We start from the raw sequence: 17,827 nt of genomic DNA, 5'->3' as shown, positions 1-17,827 counted from the left end.
GATATTAAGGCAGGTGACTTTCACTCACGAACCAGCAAGTGGCGTCCCCTAGGGGATTCGAACCCCTGTTACCGCCGTGAAAGGGCGGTGTCCTGGGCCTCTAGACGAAGGGGACACTGAAGTCTCAATCGCAAGACGCCTTGCTATTTACTTTTCATCAGACAATCTGTGTGAGCACTGCAAAGGCAGGTTCTTTAAGGTAAGGAGGTGATCCAACCGCAGGTTCCCCTACGGTTACCTTGTTACGACTTCACCCCAGTCATGAATCACAAAGTGGTAAGCGCCCTCCCGAAGGTTAAGCTACCTACTTCTTTTGCAACCCACTCCCATGGTGTGACGGGCGGTGTGTACAAGGCCCGGGAACGTATTCACCGTAGCATTCTGATCTACGATTACTAGCGATTCCGACTTCATGGAGTCGAGTTGCAGACTCCAATCCGGACTACGACGCACTTTATGAGGTCCGCTTGCTCTCGCGAGGTCGCTTCTCTTTGTATGCGCCATTGTAGCACGTGTGTAGCCCTACTCGTAAGGGCCATGATGACTTGACGTCATCCCCACCTTCCTCCAGTTTATCACTGGCAGTCTCCTTTGAGTTCCCGGCCGAACCGCTGGCAACAAAGGATAAGGGTTGCGCTCGTTGCGGGACTTAACCCAACATTTCACAACACGAGCTGACGACAGCCATGCAGCACCTGTCTCAGAGTTCCCGAAGGCACCAATCCATCTCTGGAAAGTTCTCTGGATGTCAAGAGTAGGTAAGGTTCTTCGCGTTGCATCGAATTAAACCACATGCTCCACCGCTTGTGCGGGCCCCCGTCAATTCATTTGAGTTTTAACCTTGCGGCCGTACTCCCCAGGCGGTCGACTTAACGCGTTAGCTCCGGAAGCCACGCCTCAAGGGCACAACCTCCAAGTCGACATCGTTTACGGCGTGGACTACCAGGGTATCTAATCCTGTTTGCTCCCCACGCTTTCGCACCTGAGCGTCAGTCTTTGTCCAGGGGGCCGCCTTCGCCACCGGTATTCCTCCAGATCTCTACGCATTTCACCGCTACACCTGGAATTCTACCCCCCTCTACAAGACTCTAGCCTGCCAGTTTCGAATGCAGTTCCCAGGTTGAGCCCGGGGATTTCACATCCGACTTGACAGACCGCCTGCGTGCGCTTTACGCCCAGTAATTCCGATTAACGCTTGCACCCTCCGTATTACCGCGGCTGCTGGCACGGAGTTAGCCGGTGCTTCTTCTGCGGGTAACGTCAATTGCTGAGGTTATTAACCTCAACACCTTCCTCCCCGCTGAAAGTACTTTACAACCCGAAGGCCTTCTTCATACACGCGGCATGGCTGCATCAGGCTTGCGCCCATTGTGCAATATTCCCCACTGCTGCCTCCCGTAGGAGTCTGGACCGTGTCTCAGTTCCAGTGTGGCTGGTCATCCTCTCAGACCAGCTAGGGATCGTCGCCTAGGTGAGCCGTTACCCCACCTACTAGCTAATCCCATCTGGGCACATCTGATGGCAAGAGGCCCGAAGGTCCCCCTCTTTGGTCTTGCGACGTTATGCGGTATTAGCTACCGTTTCCAGTAGTTATCCCCCTCCATCAGGCAGTTTCCCAGACATTACTCACCCGTCCGCCGCTCGTCACCCAGGAGCAAGCTCCCTGTGCTACCGCTCGACTTGCATGTGTTAGGCCTGCCGCCAGCGTTCAATCTGAGCCATGATCAAACTCTTCAATTTAAGTTTGATGCTCGTGAATTAAACTTCGTAATGAATTACGTATGTTCACTCAGAGACTTGGTATTCATTTATTGTCCGAAGACATTAAGAATCCATGTCACTTTGAGTGCCCACACAGATTGTCTGATAAATTGTTAAAGAGCAGTGCCGCTTCGCTTTTCGCAGCGGCGCGGGGTGTGCATATTACGCTTTCCCGCTTCAGAGTCAAGCGTTTATTTTCGCTTTTCTCTGCTGACCCAGCGGCGTGTGTGCCGTTGTTCCGTGTCAGTGGAGGCGCATTATAGGGAGTTATTCCGACGTGACAAGAGGAAATTTAAAAAAAGATTCCGTCCGCGTTTTTTTTCACCAACAGAGGTGAAATCAAGCTACAAATTGTTCTATTTGATGTATCTGCAACCACAATCACATTCGAGGTGGCATAATTATCAGCATGAATCTTTAAGGAATAAAAGCGATGCCATTAAGCGCACAACAGCTGGCCGCCCAAAAAAACCTGTCGTACGTGCTGGCAGAAAAGCTGGCTCAGCGGATTTTAGCGGGTAAATATGCCCCGGGTAGCATTCTGCCGGGTGAGATGGAGCTGGGTGAGCAGTTTGGGGTGAGCCGTACCGCCGTGCGCGAAGCGGTGAAAACCCTAACGGCAAAAGGTATGGTGCTTCCGCGTCCTCGTATTGGCACACGTGTGATGCCACAGAGTAACTGGAATTTTCTCGATCAGGAGCTGCTCTCCTGGTGGATGACGGAAGATAACTTTCATCAGGTCGTCGATCACTTTCTGGTGATGCGCAGCAGCCTTGAACCTCAGGCATGTCTGCTTGCCGCCACGCTAGGAACAGCAGAGCAGAAAGCGCAGCTTAACGCGCTGATGGAAGAGATGGTGTTCCTGAAAAAACACTTCAACCGCGAACGCTGGGTTGAGGTCGATATGGCCTGGCATGAACACATCTATATGATGAGCGCCAATCCGTTCCTCACCTCTTTTGCCTCTTTATTTCATTCGGTGTATCACACCTACTTTACCTCTATTACACAAAACGAAGTGGTAAAACTGGATTTGCATCAGGCGATAGTGGATGCCATTCAGGAAAGCGACGGGCAGAGAGCCCTGAGTGCGTGCCAGGCATTGCTGGCCGCGCCAACCCACCAGCAGGTAAATAAATGACAAAGAAAAAAGCGCGCAGCATGGCCGGATTGCCGTGGATTGCAGCCATGGCGTTTTTTATGCAGGCACTGGATGCCACCATCCTCAACACAGCGCTTCCCGCTATTGCGCAAAGCCTTAACCGCTCCCCGCTGGCGATGCAGTCCGCCATCATCAGCTACACCCTGACGGTCGCAATGTTAATTCCGGTCAGCGGCTGGCTGGCCGACCGCTTTGGCACCCGCAAAGTTTTCATGCTGGCCGTAACGCTCTTTACGCTCGGTTCGCTGGCCTGTGCGCTCTCCTCATCCTTAACGGAGCTGGTTATCTTCCGCGTACTACAGGGCATTGGCGGCGCGATGATGATGCCGGTGGCGCGCCTTGCCTTGCTGCGAGCCTACCCCAGGAGCGAACTGCTTCCCGTACTCAACTTCGTCACCATGCCGGGCCTGGTCGGCCCGATTCTTGGCCCGGTACTCGGTGGCGTGTTTGTCACCTGGGCAAGCTGGCACTGGATCTTCCTGATTAATATTCCGATTGGCGTTGCGGGGCTGCTGTATGCCCGCAAATATATGCCGAACTTCACCACACCAAGGCGCAGCTTCGATATGGGCGGCTTTTTCCTGTTTGGCCTGAGCCTGGTGTTATTCTCCAGCGGGATGGAGCTGTTTGGCGAGAAGATCGTCGCGACGTGGATGGCGCTCTCCGTTATCCTCGGCGGTATTCTGCTATTCCTTCTTTATATACGTCACGCGCGCCGTCACCCGACGCCGTTAATCTCCCTGGGACTCTTTAACACCCGAACGTTTTCCGTAGGGATTGCAGGCAACATTGCGTCTCGTCTGGGAACGGGTTGCGTGCCGTTCCTGATGCCATTGATGCTGCAGGTGGGGTTCGGCTATCCGGCCCTGATTGCCGGCTGCATGATGGCGCCCACGGCGATGGGTTCGATCCTGGCAAAATCAACCGTCACACAGGTGCTGCGCTGGTTTGGCTATCGTAAGACGCTGGTCGGCGTAACGGTCTTTATCGGACTGATGATTGCGCAGTTCTCGCTGCAATCCGCCGCGTTACCCGTCTGGATGCTGATCCTGCCGCTATTTGTGTTGGGCATGGCGATGTCGACGCAGTTCACATCGATGAACACCATCACCCTCGCCGATCTGACTGACGAGAACGCCAGCAGCGGCAACAGCGTGCTGGCGGTAACGCAACAGCTGTCGATCAGTTTAGGGGTTGCCGTGAGTGCAGCGGTGCTGAGGTTTTATGAAGGTTTTGACAGCGCGAATACCGTTGAGCAGTTCCACTATACCTTTATCACCATGGGCGCACTTACCGTGGTATCGGCGCTGGTCTTTATGCTGTTAAAACCGAAAGACGGCCGAAACCTGATTAAAGAGCGTCACAAAGAGAAAGCTAAACCGAACCGCGTTCAATCAGAACAGGAGTAAGCTGCAGGCGTTGCTGCTGCAGCGTGGGCTGCGCCATACGGTGGATCAACACATCGATGGCCAGCTCGCCCAGTTCATCTTTTGGCTGATGGATCGTGGTCAGCGGCGGCGTCATGTAGCTGGCCAGTTCGATATCGTCATAGCCAATCACCGCCATATCATCAGGCACGCGTAGCCCCGCCTGATACAACGCCTGGTAGGCACCAAACGCCATCGCGTCGTTACCAATAAACACCGCCTGCGGACGCGGCTTTTGCGCCAGCAGTTTCTGCATCGCCTCGAAACCGCCGTTAAATTCAAAATCACCGGTGATTCGATAGCCCTCAGGAATGGCAAGCCCCGCCCGTTCCATGGCAGAGAGATACCCTTCCAGACGCAAACGCGCCGGAGTTTTATCCAGCGGCCCCGTAATACAGGCGATGCGAGTGTGTCCTTTATCAATCAGATGCTGAGTCGCCATATCACCGCCCAGCAGGGAGTTATCCTGAATGAGATCGCTGGTTCCGTCGAACGGCGCCCAGTCCATCATCACTGTGGGAATCGAGGGATAGCGCTGGATGATCTCTTTCGAGGGCTGGTGCGTTTCGGTGCAGAGCAAGAGTAGCCCGTCGACGCGTTTTTGCATCAGCGTCTCCAGGTTACGATTCATGCGCTGCTCGTCACCCTCGGTATTGCACAGCACAAGGCTGTAGCCACGCTCGAAGCAGCTGCGCTCCACGCCGCGAACCAGTTCTGAATAAAAGGGGTTGGTACTGGCGGTGATCAGCATACCGATGGTGCGCGTCTGGTTGAGCTTAAGGCTGCGGGCCAGCGCAGACGGCGCATAGTTGAGATCTTTTACCGCAGCTTCAACTTTCTCCCGAATCGCCTCGCTGACGAAGCGATCGTTGTTTATAACGTGAGAGACCGTCGAGGTAGAAACGCCCGCCATGCGGGCGACATCTTTCATTGTGGCCAAGCGTTACCCCTGCTGACTTAAGAATTCATCGATCTCTTTACGCCACGGAACGGAAGGCTGTGCGCCCTTGCGCGTCACCGCAATCGCGGCGGCAGCGTGTGCGAAGCGGATAGCGTCATCCATTCTCTTGCCTTCCAGCAGCGCGGTCACCAGTGCACCATTGAAGGTATCTCCCGCCGCGATGGTATCAATCGCTTTGACCTTAAAGCCCGGCACGCGGCGGCCTTCGCCATTGACGCTTGCCCACACCCCACGGCTACCCAGGGTGATAATCACGGTGCCGATGCCCTTATCGTGCAGCGCACGCGCGGCGCGCGCGGCATCGTCATCATTTTCAACGCGAATGCCCGTCAGCTTTTCGGCTTCGGTTTCGTTCGGCGTAATGATGTCCACCAGCGCCAGCAGCTCGTCTGATAATACACGGGCTGGGGCAGGGTTAAGTACGACAGTGGTATGATTTTCATGCGCAATTCTGGCAGCGGCCAGCACGCTTTCAACCGGTGACTCCAGCTGCATCAGCAGGGCTTCGGCTCCGCCGATGATTGCACGTTGCGCTTCTACGCGTTCCGTCGTCAGCGCAGCGTTAGCGCCAGCATGAATACCGATAACATTCTCACCTTCAGCGTTGACGAAAATCAGCGCCACGCCGGTCGATTCCCCTGCGACAACGCTGACCGGTGCGATATCAATGTTGTCGCTCGCCAGCTGCTTGCGTACGCGCTCACCGGTATCGTCATCACCCGTGCAGGCGATAAACGCAATGTTTGCCCCGCTGCGACCGGCGGCGACGGCCTGGTTGGCACCTTTACCGCCGAAGGCCACCTGATACTGGTTACCCGTGACGGTTTCGCCCGGTGTAGGGAATGATTCAAGGTTAAGAATGTGATCGGCATTGATACTGCCAAGGACGACGAGGTTGCCTGCGGTTTTCATGGTTGGGTTGTCCATCTGAGAGCGCCACCGGTGTTACCCGGTGGCGTATGCCACACTTTTCTTTATTGGTGTCCCTCAGGCAGCCAGCGACTGCCTGATTCGCCTTTTACTGCTTGATGACCAGCTTCAGGTCAACCGGGTATTTGGCCTGAACTTTTTCGCCCTTCAGCACTTTGTCGGCAGTTTCAACGCCAGTGGCGCCAATCTGCTCAGGCAGCTGAGCGATGGTCGCAGCCAGTTTGCCATCGTTTACTGCTTTTTCACCATCCGGCGTGCCGTCAAATCCGACAACCATCACATCAGATTTACCTGCGGTCTGCAGGGCTCGCAGCGCGCCCAGCGCCATTTCGTCGTTCTGCGCGAATACCGCCTGCACGTCAGGGTGCGCGGTCAGCAGGTTCTGCATAACGTTCAGACCCTTAGTACGGTCGAAGTCTGCCGGCTGGCTGGCCAGCACGTTGAATTTGTGTGCAGCCACAGCCTGCTGGAAGCCTTCACCACGCTCGCGAGCTGCGGAAGTCCCGGCAATCCCCTGCAGTTCGATAACCTTCGCGCCTTCGCCGGCTTTCTTCGCGATGTAATCACCCGCGATTTTGCCGCCCAGTACGTTATCAGAGGCAATGTGGCTGACCACTTCACCTTTAGACGCCTGACGGTCCAGGGTAATTACCGGGATCTTCGCCTGGTTTGCCATCTTCACGGCGTTACCTACGGCATCGGAATCGGTTGGGTTGATCAGCAGAATTTTGGTGCCACGAACGGTTAAGTCCTGAACGTTAGCCAGCTCTTTCGCCGGGTTGTTCTGTGAATCCAGAACCACCAGGTTGTAGCCCAGCTTGTCCGCTTCTTTCTGCGCACCGTCCTTCAGGGAGACGAAGAACGGGTTGTTCAGGGTAGAGACAACCAGCGCGATGGTGTCTTTCGCCATGGCGTTAGCACTTACGGTTGCGCTCAGCGCGACAGCAGAAACCAGGGTAGCCAGTTTTTTCATGTTCATATCTAAGATGTCCTGTAGTGTCGTCAGTTACTGTTTTTTGTTGTCTACCAGTACCGCCAGCAAAATCACCACTGCCTTAACGATCATCTGGTAATAGGAGGAAACACCTAACAAATTCAAACCATTATTCAGGAAACCGAGAATCAGTGCGCCGATCAATGTCCCAACAATGCGACCTTTACCGCCCGCAAGACTCGTACCGCCCAGAACCACTGCCGCGATAGCATCCAGCTCATATCCCGTACCCGCCGTCGGCTGCGCGGAGGAGAGGCGCGCCACTTCGATGATGCCCGCCAGTGACGCCAGCAGACCGCACAGGGAGTAAACGATAATTTTGACTTTATTAACGCTGATACCGGACAGGCGCGTTGCCGCTTCGTTACCGCCTAGCGCATAGATATAACGGCCCAGACGGGTGTGGTGCAGCATGTACCACGCCGCCAGGAAGACGATAGCCATGATCCAGACCGGCGTCGGGACACCCAGCGGGCGACCGATACCGAACCAGCCAAACAGATCCGCGTTATCGGTAAAACCGGTATTGACCGGGCTGCCGTTGGTGTAAACCATGGTCACACCGCGCAGCAGCAGCATCATCACCAGCGTGGCGATGAACGCCTGAACGCGGCCTTTTGCCACAATCACGCCGGTTACGGCACCAATCGCCGCGCCTGCCGCCAGGGCAGCGGCCACGGCCACCAGCGCGTTGACCTCAATGCCGACAATCGAAGCGGCGATCGCACCGGTGAGCGCCAGCAGGGAACCGACGGACAGATCGATACCCGAGGTCAAAATCACCAGCGTCATGCCGACCGCCATAATGGCGTTCACCGACGTCTGCTGCAGAATGTTGAACAGGTTATTAACGGTGAAAAAGTTCGGGCTCATGGTGGACACAATCGCGATCAGCACCAGCAGGGCAATCAGCGATTTTTGTTCCATCAGCCATGCCTTTGTGAAATAGCGGCGACCAGAAACAGCCTGGGTAGTCATCTTCTTACTCCTGATTCACGCGATTAAGCTTGCCCACAGCGGCAGCCATCAGAACTTCCTGGGTGGCCTGCTCGCGAGTGAATTCACCGCCGAGATGCCCTTCATGCATGACGATAATGCGATCGCTCATGCCTAATACTTCTGGCATCTCGGAAGAGACCAGAATGATGCTCAGACCGTCGGCCTTAAACTGGTTAATCAGCTGATAGATCTCTTTCTTCGCGCCCACGTCTACGCCGCGGGTTGGCTCGTCGAGGATCAACACTTTCGGGCGCGTCATCAGCCCGCGCGCAATCGCCACTTTCTGCTGATTACCGCCGGACAACAGGCCTATCGCCTGTTCCATCGACGGGGTTTTGACGTTAAAGAGGCGGATAAAATCGCTCACCGCCTGCTGCTCATCTTTATGCTTCAGGCTACCGCCGCTGCGGCTGAAATAGCGCAGCGCGGTCAGGGACATGTTCTCTTTTACCGACATCCCCAGCACCAGACCGTCGCGTTTACGGTCTTCGGAGATATAGACGATGCCGTTCGCCAGACCATCCTGCGGAGAGCGGGTGACCACTTCATGACCGTCGAGGGTGACATAACCGCTGATGCGCGGCAGTGCGCCGTACAACACTTTCATCAGCTCGGTACGTCCGGCACCCATCAGGCCCGCCACGCCCAGGATCTCGCCCTGGCGCAGGGTAAAGGTCACGTCGTTCACGCCCGGACCGCAGAGGTTATCCACCTTCAGGCGGATCTCACCCGGCGCTTTATCCAGATGCGGATACTGATCTTCGAGCTTACGTCCCACCATCATTTCGATAAGCGTATCTTCGGTCAGCGTGGCCACTTCGCGCTCGGCAATAAACTGCCCGTCGCGGAAGACGGTGACGTCATCGCAGATTTCGAAGATCTCTTTCATGCGGTGAGAGATATAGACAATCCCGCGCCCCTGCGACTTCAGTTCGCGGATCACGCGGAACAGGGATTCGGTTTCGGTATCGGTCAGGGCGTCGGTTGGTTCATCCATAATGATGACCTTCGACTCAAAGCTCAGCACCTTGGCAATTTCCACCATCTGCTGATCGCCAATGGAGAGATCGCCCACCAGACGGTCGCTCTTAAAGCGCAGGTTCAGCTTCGCCAGCAGCTTGTCCGCTTCGGCATACATGGTTTTCCAGTCGATTTTGCCGAACCGGTTAACAAACTCGCGGCCGAGGAAGATGTTTTCCGCAATGGTGAGCTGAGGGATGAGGTTCAGCTCCTGGTGAATAATACCGATGCCCGCTTCCTGAGAGGATTTCGGGCCGGTGAAGGTGGTCTCTTTGCCCAGCCAGACGAGTGAACCGGCATCGCGTTGGTAGATACCGGTCAGCACTTTCATCATGGTGGATTTGCCGGCACCGTTTTCGCCCACCAGCGCCATCACGCGCCCGGGGTAGACGTTCAGCGCCGCGCCGGAGAGGGCTTTTACGCCCGGGAACGACTTATCGATCCCTTTGAGTTGCAGTAATGCGTCCATGATGGCCTCAGAAGGTGACGCCAGCACAGAGAATGATATTCGCATACGGGGAACACTCCCCGCTGCGAATCACCGCCTGACTGTCTGCGGTTTGTTGTTTGAACTGCTCGTGCGTTGTGTAACGAATTTCTATGGTGTTTCCCTGGTGTTGTTGCAGTTGCTCAATGTGGCTGAGCAACGTTTCGTGGAGTTGCGGATTATGTTGTTTGATTTCCGCCGCGAGAATGGCCGCCTCAACCTGCATCTCCGCGGTCACGACTTCCAGTACCTGCATAAACGAAGGAACACCCTGCGTTAACGCCATATCGATACGGGTTGTGCTGCGCGGAACCGGTAAGCCTGCATCGCAAACCACCAGCGTATCGGTATGCCCAAGACGGGAAATAACCGATGAGATTTCTGAGTTGAGAACCGTGCCTTTCTTCATTTTCTTGCTCCACTAGCGAAACGTTTCGCTAAAAGTAGTGTAGCCCCAGAAATGTTCAGAAAACCATCATGACGTAACAGATTTGTGATCGACGTCGAAACGTTTCGCTAAGTGAAATGGAATGGAGGTAAATGCAAAACGGTAACCCCAAGGTTACCGTTTTTTATGTTTGCGCCCTCTCCCTGTGGGAGAGGGTCGGGGTGAGGGCATCAGGCCGTACAAAGACTTAGATCTCGACCTGCGTTCCCAGCTCAATCACGCGGTTAGGCGGGATCTCAAACTGGTCAGGCGCACGCAGGGCGTTACGCTGCAGGATGAGGTACAACTTGCCGCGCAGGCGCAGATACCACGGGCGCTTGCCGATGATCAGCGACTCGTGCGACATAAAGAACGACGTCTCCATCATCCGACAGCTCAGCCCTTCCAGGCCACAGCGGTGGAACACCTCTTCCACGTTTGGCGTTTCACGCCAGCCGTAGCTTGCTACCACGCGCCAGAAGGTCGGCGACAGCTGCTCAATCTGCACGCGACGGACGTTATGAACATACGGCGCATCTTCGGTGCGCAGCGTCAGCAGGATCACGCGCTCGTGCAGCACTTTGTTGTGCTTGAGGTTATGCATCAGCGCGAACGGAATGACGTTCAGCGCGCGAGACATGTATACCGCGGTCCCCGGCACGCGAACCGGCGGGGATTTCTCCAGAGAAGCGATCATCGCCTCCAGAGAGTTCCCGTGCTCATGCATGCGGCGCAGCAGGCGGAAACGCTCGCTTTTCCAGGTGGTCATGACAATAAACATCACCAGACCCAGCGTCAGCGGCAGCCAGCCACCGGAGACAATTTTGTCGAGGTTCGCAGAGAACAGCGGCACGTCGATGCACAGGAAGCCCACCAGAATCATCGCCACGAGGAATTTATTCCAGTGCCAGTTTCGGTACGCCACCGTGGTGGAGAGAAGCGATGTCAGCACCATCGTACCGGTTACGGCAATACCGTACGCCGCCGCCAGGTTACTGGAGTGCTCGAAGCTGACGATAACAATGACAACTGCGAAATAGAGCAGCCAGTTAATGAACGGGATGTAAATCTGACCCGACTCCATCTCTGAGGTATGGATGATGCGCATCGGCGAGAGATATCCCAGACGCACGGCCTGGCGCGTCAGAGAAAACACGCCGGAAATCACCGCCTGAGAGGCAATGACGGTCGCCAGCGTCGCCAGGATCAGCATCGGCACCAGCGCCCAGTCAGGTGCCAGCAGGAAGAACGGGTTCTTGATCGCTTCCGGGTTTTTAAGCAGCAGCGCACCCTGACCGAAGTAGTTCAGCACCAGCGAAGGCAGCACCACAATAAACCATGCCACGCGGATAGGCAGTTTCCCGAAGTGGCCCATGTCAGCATACAGCGCTTCCACACCGGTGATGGAGAGCACGACGGCACCCAGCGCCACGAAGGAAACCACTTTGTATTCGAGGAAGAAATGCACGGCCCAGTAAGGGTTCAGCGCCTGCAGCACTTCCGGGTTCGCGATAATGCTGCGCAAGCCAAGCGCCGCCAGGATCAGGAACCAGGCCAGCATAATCGGAGCAAACAGTTTGCCCACCAGCCCGGTGCCGTGCTTTTGAATAGCGAAAAGCAGCGTCAGGACAATGATAGCGAGCGGAACCACCCACGTATCCAGCTGTGGCGCGATAATCTCCAGCCCCTCTATCGCCGACAGCACCGAGATAGCCGGCGTTATCACCACTTCCCCGTAGAAGAAACTGCCGCCAATCAGGCCGATTATGACCAGCACTGAGGTCATTCTGGCCGAGGTATTGCGCCCGGCAAGGGACATCAGGGTCAGGATCCCACCTTCACCTGCGTTATCTGCACGCATAACGAAGGAGAGATATTTAACGGAAACCACCAGGATCAGCAGCCAGAAAATGAGGGACAGGAAGCCAAACACGGCATCGCGTTCAACACCAAAGCCAAACTGGCCGGACAGACATTCACGAAGCGTATAAAGCGGGCTGGTGCCGATATCACCGTAGACAACCCCGATCGCCGCAAGCGTTATTGCGGGTAATGATTGCTTATTATCAGTGCTCATAGACTAGTCTTTTCGTTTAAATAACAAATGTGTTCCTGGTCCCTTGGCCCACAAAAAGCGCACAGTATGCACGATTCATTGCAAAATCGTACCCCTAAATGCAACCGCATTAATGTAGCGCAAAGAAAATTGCGCCGCACTTCAGTCTATTACCAGCCCTGACTGAAACGTCTATACTCGCTTCAATTGGCCGCCACGACGGCGAAAGGATGCAAAACTATTATGGCTCACTCACATTTATTAGCAGAAAGAATTTCCCGCCTCAGCAGCGCGCTGGAGAAAGGCCTTTTCGAGCGTAGCCACGCCATTCGCCTCTGTTTGCTGGCGGCGCTGAGCGGTGAAAGCGTGTTTTTGCTGGGACCACCGGGCATTGCCAAAAGCCTGATCGCCCGCAGGCTCAAATTTGCTTTTCAGAACGCCCGCGCCTTCGAATATCTCATGACCCGCTTTTCCACCCCAGAAGAAGTTTTTGGCCCGCTTTCCATTCAGGCGCTGAAAGATGAAGGGCGCTATGAGCGCTTGACGGCGGGGTATCTGCCTGAGGCTGAGATTGTTTTTCTTGATGAGATCTGGAAAGCGGGACCGGCTATTCTGAACACTCTGCTCACGGCGATAAACGAACGTCGGTTCCGTAACGGCGCCAGCGAAGAGAAAATCCCGATGCGCCTGCTGGTGGCCGCCTCTAACGAACTGCCTGAAGCCGACAGCAGTCTGGAAGCGCTGTATGACCGTATGCTGATCCGCCTGTGGCTGGACAAAGTGCAGGATAAATCCAATTTCCGCTCCCTGCTGATAAGCCAGCAGGATGAGAACGAAAATCCGGTGTCTGCTTCGCTACAGGTCACCGATGAGGAGTATCACCAGTGGCAGCAGGATATCAGCAAAATCAAGCTGCCTGACGCCGTATTTGAGCTGATCTATCTGCTGCGTCAGCAGCTCGATCTCCTCCCTTCTGCGCCCTATGTTTCCGATCGCCGCTGGAAAAAAGCGATCCGTCTGCTGCAGGCCAGCGCCCTGTTCAGCGGGCGTGACGCCGTTGCGCCAATCGACCTGATCCTGCTCAAAGACTGCCTCTGGCATGATGCAGAAGGCATGAACCTGATGCAGCAGCAGCTTGACGTTTTGATGACCGGGCACGCCTGGGGGCAGCAGGCGATGCTCAACCAGCTGGGGGCGATTGCCCAGCGGCGCATCCAGCTTCAACAGCAGCAAAGTGATAAAACCGCGCTGAAGGTGAACCGCCTGGGGGGCATGTTCGCCCGCAAACCGCACTACGAGCTTCCTGCCGATCTGACTGGTACGACGCTAACGCTGCTGCTCCAGCAGCCGCTCAAACTTCATGACATGCAGGTAGTCCACATTACGATTGAGCGCGAAGCGCTGGCGCAGTGGCTGGATAAGGGCGGTGAGATCCGCGGCAAGCTTAACGGTATTGGTTTTGCCCAGCCGCTGACGATGGAAGTGGACAGCAGCCAGCATCTGGTGATCCGCGACGTCAGCCTGCAGGGATCGCGTCTGGCGCTGCCGGGCGCCGCTTCCGATAGCGTGCCGGAAGAGATCAAGCAGCAGCTGGAAGCGCTGGATACCGAATGGCACCAGCAGCACACCCGCTTCAGCGAGCAGCAAAAATGCCTCTTTATTCATAGCGACTGGTTAGGTCGCATCGAAGCCAGCCTGCAGGACGTCAGCGCGCAGATCAAACAGGCGCGTCAATGCTAACGCTGGACACGCTCAACGTCATGCTGGCGGTCAGTGAGGAAGGTCTGATCGAGGAGGTGGTTATTACCCTCCTGGCATCGCCGCAGCTGGCGGCCTTCTTCGAAAAGTTTCCTAAGCTCAAAAAAGCGATGACCGACGATCTCCCGCGCTGGCGCGATAACCTTCGCCAGCGGTTTAAGGAGACGGAAGTCCCGCCTGAATTGACGGAGGAAGTCGCCAGCTATCAGCAGTGCCAACGGCTGTCGACACCGCAGTTTATCGTCCAGCTGCCGCAAACCCTTACGCTGCTTGATAAAGTCCACTCTCCGTTTGCCAGCCAGGCGCGGGCGCTGGTCACGGATAACGCCACCTTTACCCCGGCGTTGCATACCCTGTTCCTTCAGCGCTGGCGCCTAAGCCTGGTCGTTCAGGCCACAACGCTGAACCAGCAGCTGCTGGATGAAGAGCGTGAACAGCTGCTCAGCGAAGTTCAGGAGCGTATGACGCTGAGCGGCCAGCTTGAAGAGGTGCTGGTAGAAAATGAAAACGCCGCCGGACGTCTGTGGGACATGAGCGCCGGGCAGCTGAAGCGCGGTGACTACCAGCTGATCGTGAAGTACGGCGACTTTCTAACGCAGCAGCCCGAACTGATGAAGCTTGCAGAACAGCTGGGCCGCTCAAGGGAGGCAAAGTCGGTCCCAAAGAAAGATGCCCCGATGGAAACCTTCCGCACCCTGGTGCGCGAACCGGCTACCGTGCCGGAGCAGGTCGACGGACTCCAGCAAAGCGATGACATTTTGCGCCTGCTGCCGACCGAGCTGAGCACGCTGGGGATGACCGAGCTGGAGTATGAGTTCTATCGTCGACTGGTGGAAAAACAGCTTCTCACCTACCGACTGCACGGCGAAGCCTGGCGCGAGAAAATCAGCCAACGACCGGTGGTCCATCAGGACTTTGATGAGCAGCCGCGCGGGCCATTCATTGTTTGCGTGGATACGTCCGGATCGATGGGCGGGTTTAACGAGCAGTGCGCGAAGGCGTTCTGCCTGGCCCTGATGCGGGTGGCGCTCGCCGATCGCCGTCGCTGCTTCATCATGTTGTTCTCCAGCGAGGTTGTGGGCTATGAGCTGACGAACCAGCAGGGGATCGAGCAGGCAATCCGCTTCCTGAGCCAGCGTTTTCGCGGCGGCACGGATCTGGCCAGCTGCTTTCGCAGCATTGTGGAGCGTATGCAGGGCGGTGACTGGTACGACGCTGACGCGGTGGTGATTTCCGATTTTATTGCCCAGCGGCTGCCGGATGACGTGGTGAATAAGGTGAAGGAATTACAGCGGGTGCATCAGCACCGTTTTCACGCGGTGGCGATGTCCGCACATGGAAAACCCGGCATCATGCGCATCTTCGATCATATCTGGCGCTTTGATACCGGGCTGCGTAGCCGCCTGCTCAGACGCTGGCGGCGTTAATTAAAGAAGAGAACCGACGCTTTCACGTACCTGCTGCGGCCATACGCCACACTGGACCTGACCGATATGTGGCAACTGAAGCAGCAGCATGGTCAGACGGGACTGGCCGATACCGCCGCCGATCGTCTGAGGCATTTCACCGCGCAGCAGCGCCTGGTGCCACTCGAGTTTGAGACGATCTTCATCACCGGTGACCGCCAGCTGGCGTTTCAGCGCGTCAGCATCCACGCGGATCCCCATAGAAGAAAGCTCGAAGGCGTCTTCCAGTACCGGGTTCCAGACCAGAATATCACCGTTCAGACCGGCAAATTCGCCTTCACCCGCAGTGCTCCAGTCATCATAATCCGGCGCGCGAACGTCGTGGCGTTTGCCATCAGACAGCTTGCCGCCGATCCCAATCAGAAATACCGCGCCCAACTCTTTGGCAATCGCACGCTCACGGCCTTTGGCATCCAGACCCGGGAAGCGGCTCAGCAATTCCTGACTGTGAACAAAGTGGATCGTATCCGGCAGGAACGGTGCCAGACCAAACTCTTTGCTCACGGCCGCTTCGGTTTCTTTGATCCCGGCGTAGATCGCCTCAACGGTAGATTTCAGCGTGCCGACGTGGCGCTCGCCGTCACCCATCACGCGCTCCCAGTCCCACTGGTCAACATAGACAGAGTGAATTGGGGTGAGGCGGTCTTCATCGGGGCGAAGGGCTTTCATGTGCGTGTAGAGCCCTTCGCCCGCGCTGAAGTCGTGTTGCCCCAGGGTTTGACGCTTCCACTTCGCCAGGGAATGAACCACTTCGAACTGGGCGTCTGGCAGTGTTTTCACTTTCACCTGTACCGCTTTTTCGCATCCAGACAAGTTATCCTGGGTCCCGTCACCCACGCGGCTCAGAATTGGCGCCTGGACTTCAATAAGCCCAAGTTTATCTTCCAGCTGGCGGGAAAAATGGGATTTAACGAAACTGATCTGGCGTTGTTTTGCGATGTAAGCGGTTTTCATTATTTATACTCCTGCGTCCTGTTGATATTGATTAAGCAACAGAAATGGCATCACATTCAATAACTCATCAACAAAAAGCCACCTTCACTTTTGATTCGATAAAATTAAACGCTAGAATAGAGTGAATCATTAATCTTCATAAGAAAAAGCTATGGAAAATTATCAGATCGACAATCTCGACCGCGGCATCCTGGAGGCCTTAATGGCCAATGCCCGTACCGCCTACGCCGAGCTGGCGAAACAGTTTGGCGTCAGCCCGGGGACCATTCATGTTCGCGTAGAGAAGATGAAACAGGCGGGGATCATTACCGGCGCACGCATTGACGTCAGTCCTAAACATCTGGGTTACGACGTCTGCTGCTTCATCGGCATCATTCTTAAAAGCGCAAAAGACTATCCTTCCGCCCTGGCGAGGCTGAACGCGCTGGATGAGGTCACCGAGGCGTATTACACCACCGGTCACTACAGCATCTTTATAAAGGTCATGTGCCGATCCATCGACGCCCTCCAGCAGGTACTTATCAACAAGATCCAAACAATCGATGAAATTCAGTCCACCGAGACACTGATCTCCCTGCAAAACCCGATCATGCGTACCATCCGCCCGTGATCGGGCAAATTCATTCCCACATTTTCCACAGGTAGATCCCAGCTCGTTCACAGCGTACAATGGCCGTCTCTTTATCTGGGCGAGCGATCAATGGCGGACATTACCCTTATCAGCGGCAGCACCCTTGGTGGTGCGGAATACGTAGCGGAACACCTGGCTGAAAAGCTGGAAGATGCGGGCTTTTCCACACAAACCCTGCACGGCCCGTTGCTTGAAGATCTCCCGGCTGACGGGGTCTGGCTGCTGATCACCTCCACGCACGGCGCGGGCGATCTGCCGGATAACCTGCAACCTTTATATGACGAACTGCTGGAACAGCAGCCCGACCTGTCAAACGTCCGTTTTGGCGCGGTGGGGATCGGCAGTCGTGAATATGACACCTTTTGTGGGGCAATAGAGAAAGTTGAAGCCGCTGTAACCTCCTGCGGAGCAAAACAGCTGGGTGAAACGCTCAAGATCAACATCCTCGATCATGACATTCCGGAGGATCCAGCCGAGATCTGGCTCGCGGAATGGAAAAATTTACTCAAAAACGATTAAAGATCGTGCGAACAGATGTGGATAACTCTGGTTAAAAGCTCGTATTAACCCGTAGTTATCCAAAGAACAACTGTTGTGTTGTTTTTGACCTGTGCATAAAGTCGCGATCTGAACCCAGCTTATACTGTCCAGGATCACCGATCATTCACAGCAAACGATCCTTTCTAACCGCATGATCTTCTTTATGAGATCGGACTTATCCACACAAGTTCGCGATCCTAATAAGAGATCACAATAGAACAGATCTCTAAATAAAAAGATCTTCTTTTTAATAG

Annotated in this window: 14 protein-coding genes, 1 tRNA gene and 1 rRNA gene; 6 read left to right on the top strand and 10 right to left on the bottom strand. The window is 55.4% G+C overall.

The features are described 5' to 3' along the window. Positions 1-39: 39 nt before the first annotated feature. Both NQ230_RS00510 and NQ230_RS00505 read right to left on the bottom strand, forming a co-directional pair. Positions 40-115, bottom strand: a tRNA-Glu gene (locus NQ230_RS00510). A gap of 85 nt (positions 116-200) precedes the next feature. Beyond that, positions 201-1,740: ribosomal RNA gene (locus tag NQ230_RS00505) — 16S ribosomal RNA — on the bottom strand. Positions 1,741-2,194: 454 nt separating this feature from the next. Between NQ230_RS00505 and NQ230_RS00500 the strand changes: the two genes are divergently transcribed. Beyond that, positions 2,195-2,902: a FadR/GntR family transcriptional regulator gene (locus NQ230_RS00500; RefSeq protein ID WP_023309775.1), complete on the top strand. Its 708-nt coding sequence runs from the start codon at positions 2,195-2,197 to the stop codon at positions 2,900-2,902. Beyond that, the gene (gene mdtD / locus NQ230_RS00495) at positions 2,899-4,332 is read left to right on the top strand and encodes a multidrug transporter subunit MdtD (RefSeq protein ID WP_121423341.1); all 1,434 of its coding nucleotides are present in this window, start codon (positions 2,899-2,901) and stop codon (positions 4,330-4,332) included. Before NQ230_RS00500 ends, mdtD begins: the two co-directional genes overlap by 4 nt. Here mdtD and rbsR read toward each other — a convergent pair. From rbsR to kup, 7 genes are all read right to left on the bottom strand, one after another. Then, complete coding sequence (gene rbsR / locus NQ230_RS00490; protein WP_121423342.1) at positions 4,298-5,290, bottom strand: ribose operon transcriptional repressor RbsR; 993 nt, start codon at positions 5,288-5,290, stop codon at positions 4,298-4,300. The genes mdtD and rbsR overlap by 35 nt on opposite strands. Before the next feature lie 3 nt (positions 5,291-5,293). After that, positions 5,294-6,223 (bottom strand): ribokinase, encoded by a 930-nt coding sequence (rbsK, locus tag NQ230_RS00485; RefSeq protein WP_121423367.1) that lies wholly within the window; start codon positions 6,221-6,223, stop codon positions 5,294-5,296. A gap of 106 nt (positions 6,224-6,329) precedes the next feature. Then, complete coding sequence (gene rbsB, locus NQ230_RS00480; RefSeq protein WP_023333911.1) at positions 6,330-7,220, bottom strand: ribose ABC transporter substrate-binding protein RbsB; 891 nt, start codon at positions 7,218-7,220, stop codon at positions 6,330-6,332. A gap of 27 nt (positions 7,221-7,247) precedes the next feature. Next, complete coding sequence (gene rbsC / locus NQ230_RS00475; protein ID WP_006808742.1) at positions 7,248-8,213, bottom strand: ribose ABC transporter permease; 966 nt, start codon at positions 8,211-8,213, stop codon at positions 7,248-7,250. A 4-nt stretch (positions 8,214-8,217) separates the two neighbouring features. Beyond that, positions 8,218-9,723, bottom strand: coding sequence for a ribose ABC transporter ATP-binding protein RbsA (gene rbsA, locus NQ230_RS00470; protein WP_213823207.1), 1,506 nt, complete (start codon positions 9,721-9,723; stop codon positions 8,218-8,220). Between the two features lie 7 nt (positions 9,724-9,730). After that, positions 9,731-10,150, bottom strand: coding sequence for a D-ribose pyranase (gene rbsD, locus NQ230_RS00465; protein WP_003862392.1), 420 nt, complete (start codon positions 10,148-10,150; stop codon positions 9,731-9,733). A gap of 226 nt (positions 10,151-10,376) precedes the next feature. Then, complete coding sequence (gene kup, locus NQ230_RS00460) at positions 10,377-12,245, bottom strand: low affinity potassium transporter Kup (RefSeq protein ID WP_121423344.1); 1,869 nt, start codon at positions 12,243-12,245, stop codon at positions 10,377-10,379. Between the two features lie 222 nt (positions 12,246-12,467). On the opposite strand from kup, the gene ravA reads away from it, so the two are divergent. Both ravA and viaA read left to right on the top strand, forming a co-directional pair. Next, entirely contained in the window at positions 12,468-13,964 is a 1,497-nt protein-coding gene (gene ravA / locus NQ230_RS00455; protein WP_121423345.1) for an ATPase RavA, read from the top strand. Then, a complete protein-coding gene (viaA, locus tag NQ230_RS00450) occupies positions 13,958-15,409 on the top strand; it encodes an ATPase RavA stimulator ViaA (RefSeq protein ID WP_213330678.1) in 1,452 nt (483 codons plus the stop codon). The genes ravA and viaA overlap by 7 nt, the downstream gene beginning before the upstream one ends. Here the strand turns inward: viaA and asnA are convergent, their stop codons facing one another. Continuing rightward, positions 15,410-16,402, bottom strand: a complete 993-nt coding sequence (gene asnA, locus NQ230_RS00445; RefSeq protein WP_121423347.1) for an aspartate--ammonia ligase — start codon at positions 16,400-16,402, stop codon at positions 15,410-15,412. Positions 16,403-16,553: 151 nt separating this feature from the next. Between asnA and asnC the strand changes: the two genes are divergently transcribed. Together asnC and mioC are read left to right on the top strand one after the other, a co-directional pair. Further along, positions 16,554-17,012, top strand: coding sequence for a transcriptional regulator AsnC (asnC, locus tag NQ230_RS00440; RefSeq protein ID WP_024907891.1), 459 nt, complete (start codon positions 16,554-16,556; stop codon positions 17,010-17,012). 90 nt (positions 17,013-17,102) lie between these two features. Continuing rightward, positions 17,103-17,552, top strand: a complete 450-nt coding sequence (gene mioC / locus NQ230_RS00435) for an FMN-binding protein MioC (RefSeq protein WP_023333917.1) — start codon at positions 17,103-17,105, stop codon at positions 17,550-17,552. Positions 17,553-17,827 lie beyond the last annotated feature (275 nt).

It is taken from the genome of Enterobacter asburiae (assembly GCF_024599655.1).
Lineage (GTDB): Bacteria > Pseudomonadota > Gammaproteobacteria > Enterobacterales > Enterobacteriaceae > Enterobacter > Enterobacter asburiae_D.
Note: the sequence above shows the minus strand (reverse complement) of the source record. Positions and strands in the feature narration are given on the sequence as shown.

What these genes read in the sequence shown, in the direction of transcription:
- NQ230_RS00500 (WP_023309775.1), top strand. Translation starts at nt 2,195, where the DNA reads ATGCCATTAAGCGCACAACAGCTGGCCGCCCAAAAAAACCTGTCGTAC.
- mdtD (WP_121423341.1), top strand. Translation starts at nt 2,899, where the DNA reads ATGACAAAGAAAAAAGCGCGCAGCATGGCCGGATTGCCGTGGATTGCA.
- rbsK (WP_121423367.1), bottom strand. Translation starts at nt 6,223, where the DNA reads ATGAAAACCGCAGGCAACCTCGTCGTCCTTGGCAGTATCAATGCCGAT.
- rbsB (WP_023333911.1), bottom strand. Translation starts at nt 7,220, where the DNA reads ATGAACATGAAAAAACTGGCTACCCTGGTTTCTGCTGTCGCGCTGAGC.
- rbsC (WP_006808742.1), bottom strand. Translation starts at nt 8,213, where the DNA reads ATGACTACCCAGGCTGTTTCTGGTCGCCGCTATTTCACAAAGGCATGG.
- rbsA (WP_213823207.1), bottom strand. Translation starts at nt 9,723, where the DNA reads ATGGACGCATTACTGCAACTCAAAGGGATCGATAAGTCGTTCCCGGGC.
- rbsD (WP_003862392.1), bottom strand. Translation starts at nt 10,150, where the DNA reads ATGAAGAAAGGCACGGTTCTCAACTCAGAAATCTCATCGGTTATTTCC.
- kup (WP_121423344.1), bottom strand. Translation starts at nt 12,245, where the DNA reads ATGAGCACTGATAATAAGCAATCATTACCCGCAATAACGCTTGCGGCG.
- ravA (WP_121423345.1), top strand. Translation starts at nt 12,468, where the DNA reads ATGGCTCACTCACATTTATTAGCAGAAAGAATTTCCCGCCTCAGCAGC.
- viaA (WP_213330678.1), top strand. Translation starts at nt 13,958, where the DNA reads ATGCTAACGCTGGACACGCTCAACGTCATGCTGGCGGTCAGTGAGGAA.
- asnA (WP_121423347.1), bottom strand. Translation starts at nt 16,402, where the DNA reads ATGAAAACCGCTTACATCGCAAAACAACGCCAGATCAGTTTCGTTAAA.
- asnC (WP_024907891.1), top strand. Translation starts at nt 16,554, where the DNA reads ATGGAAAATTATCAGATCGACAATCTCGACCGCGGCATCCTGGAGGCC.
- mioC (WP_023333917.1), top strand. Translation starts at nt 17,103, where the DNA reads ATGGCGGACATTACCCTTATCAGCGGCAGCACCCTTGGTGGTGCGGAA.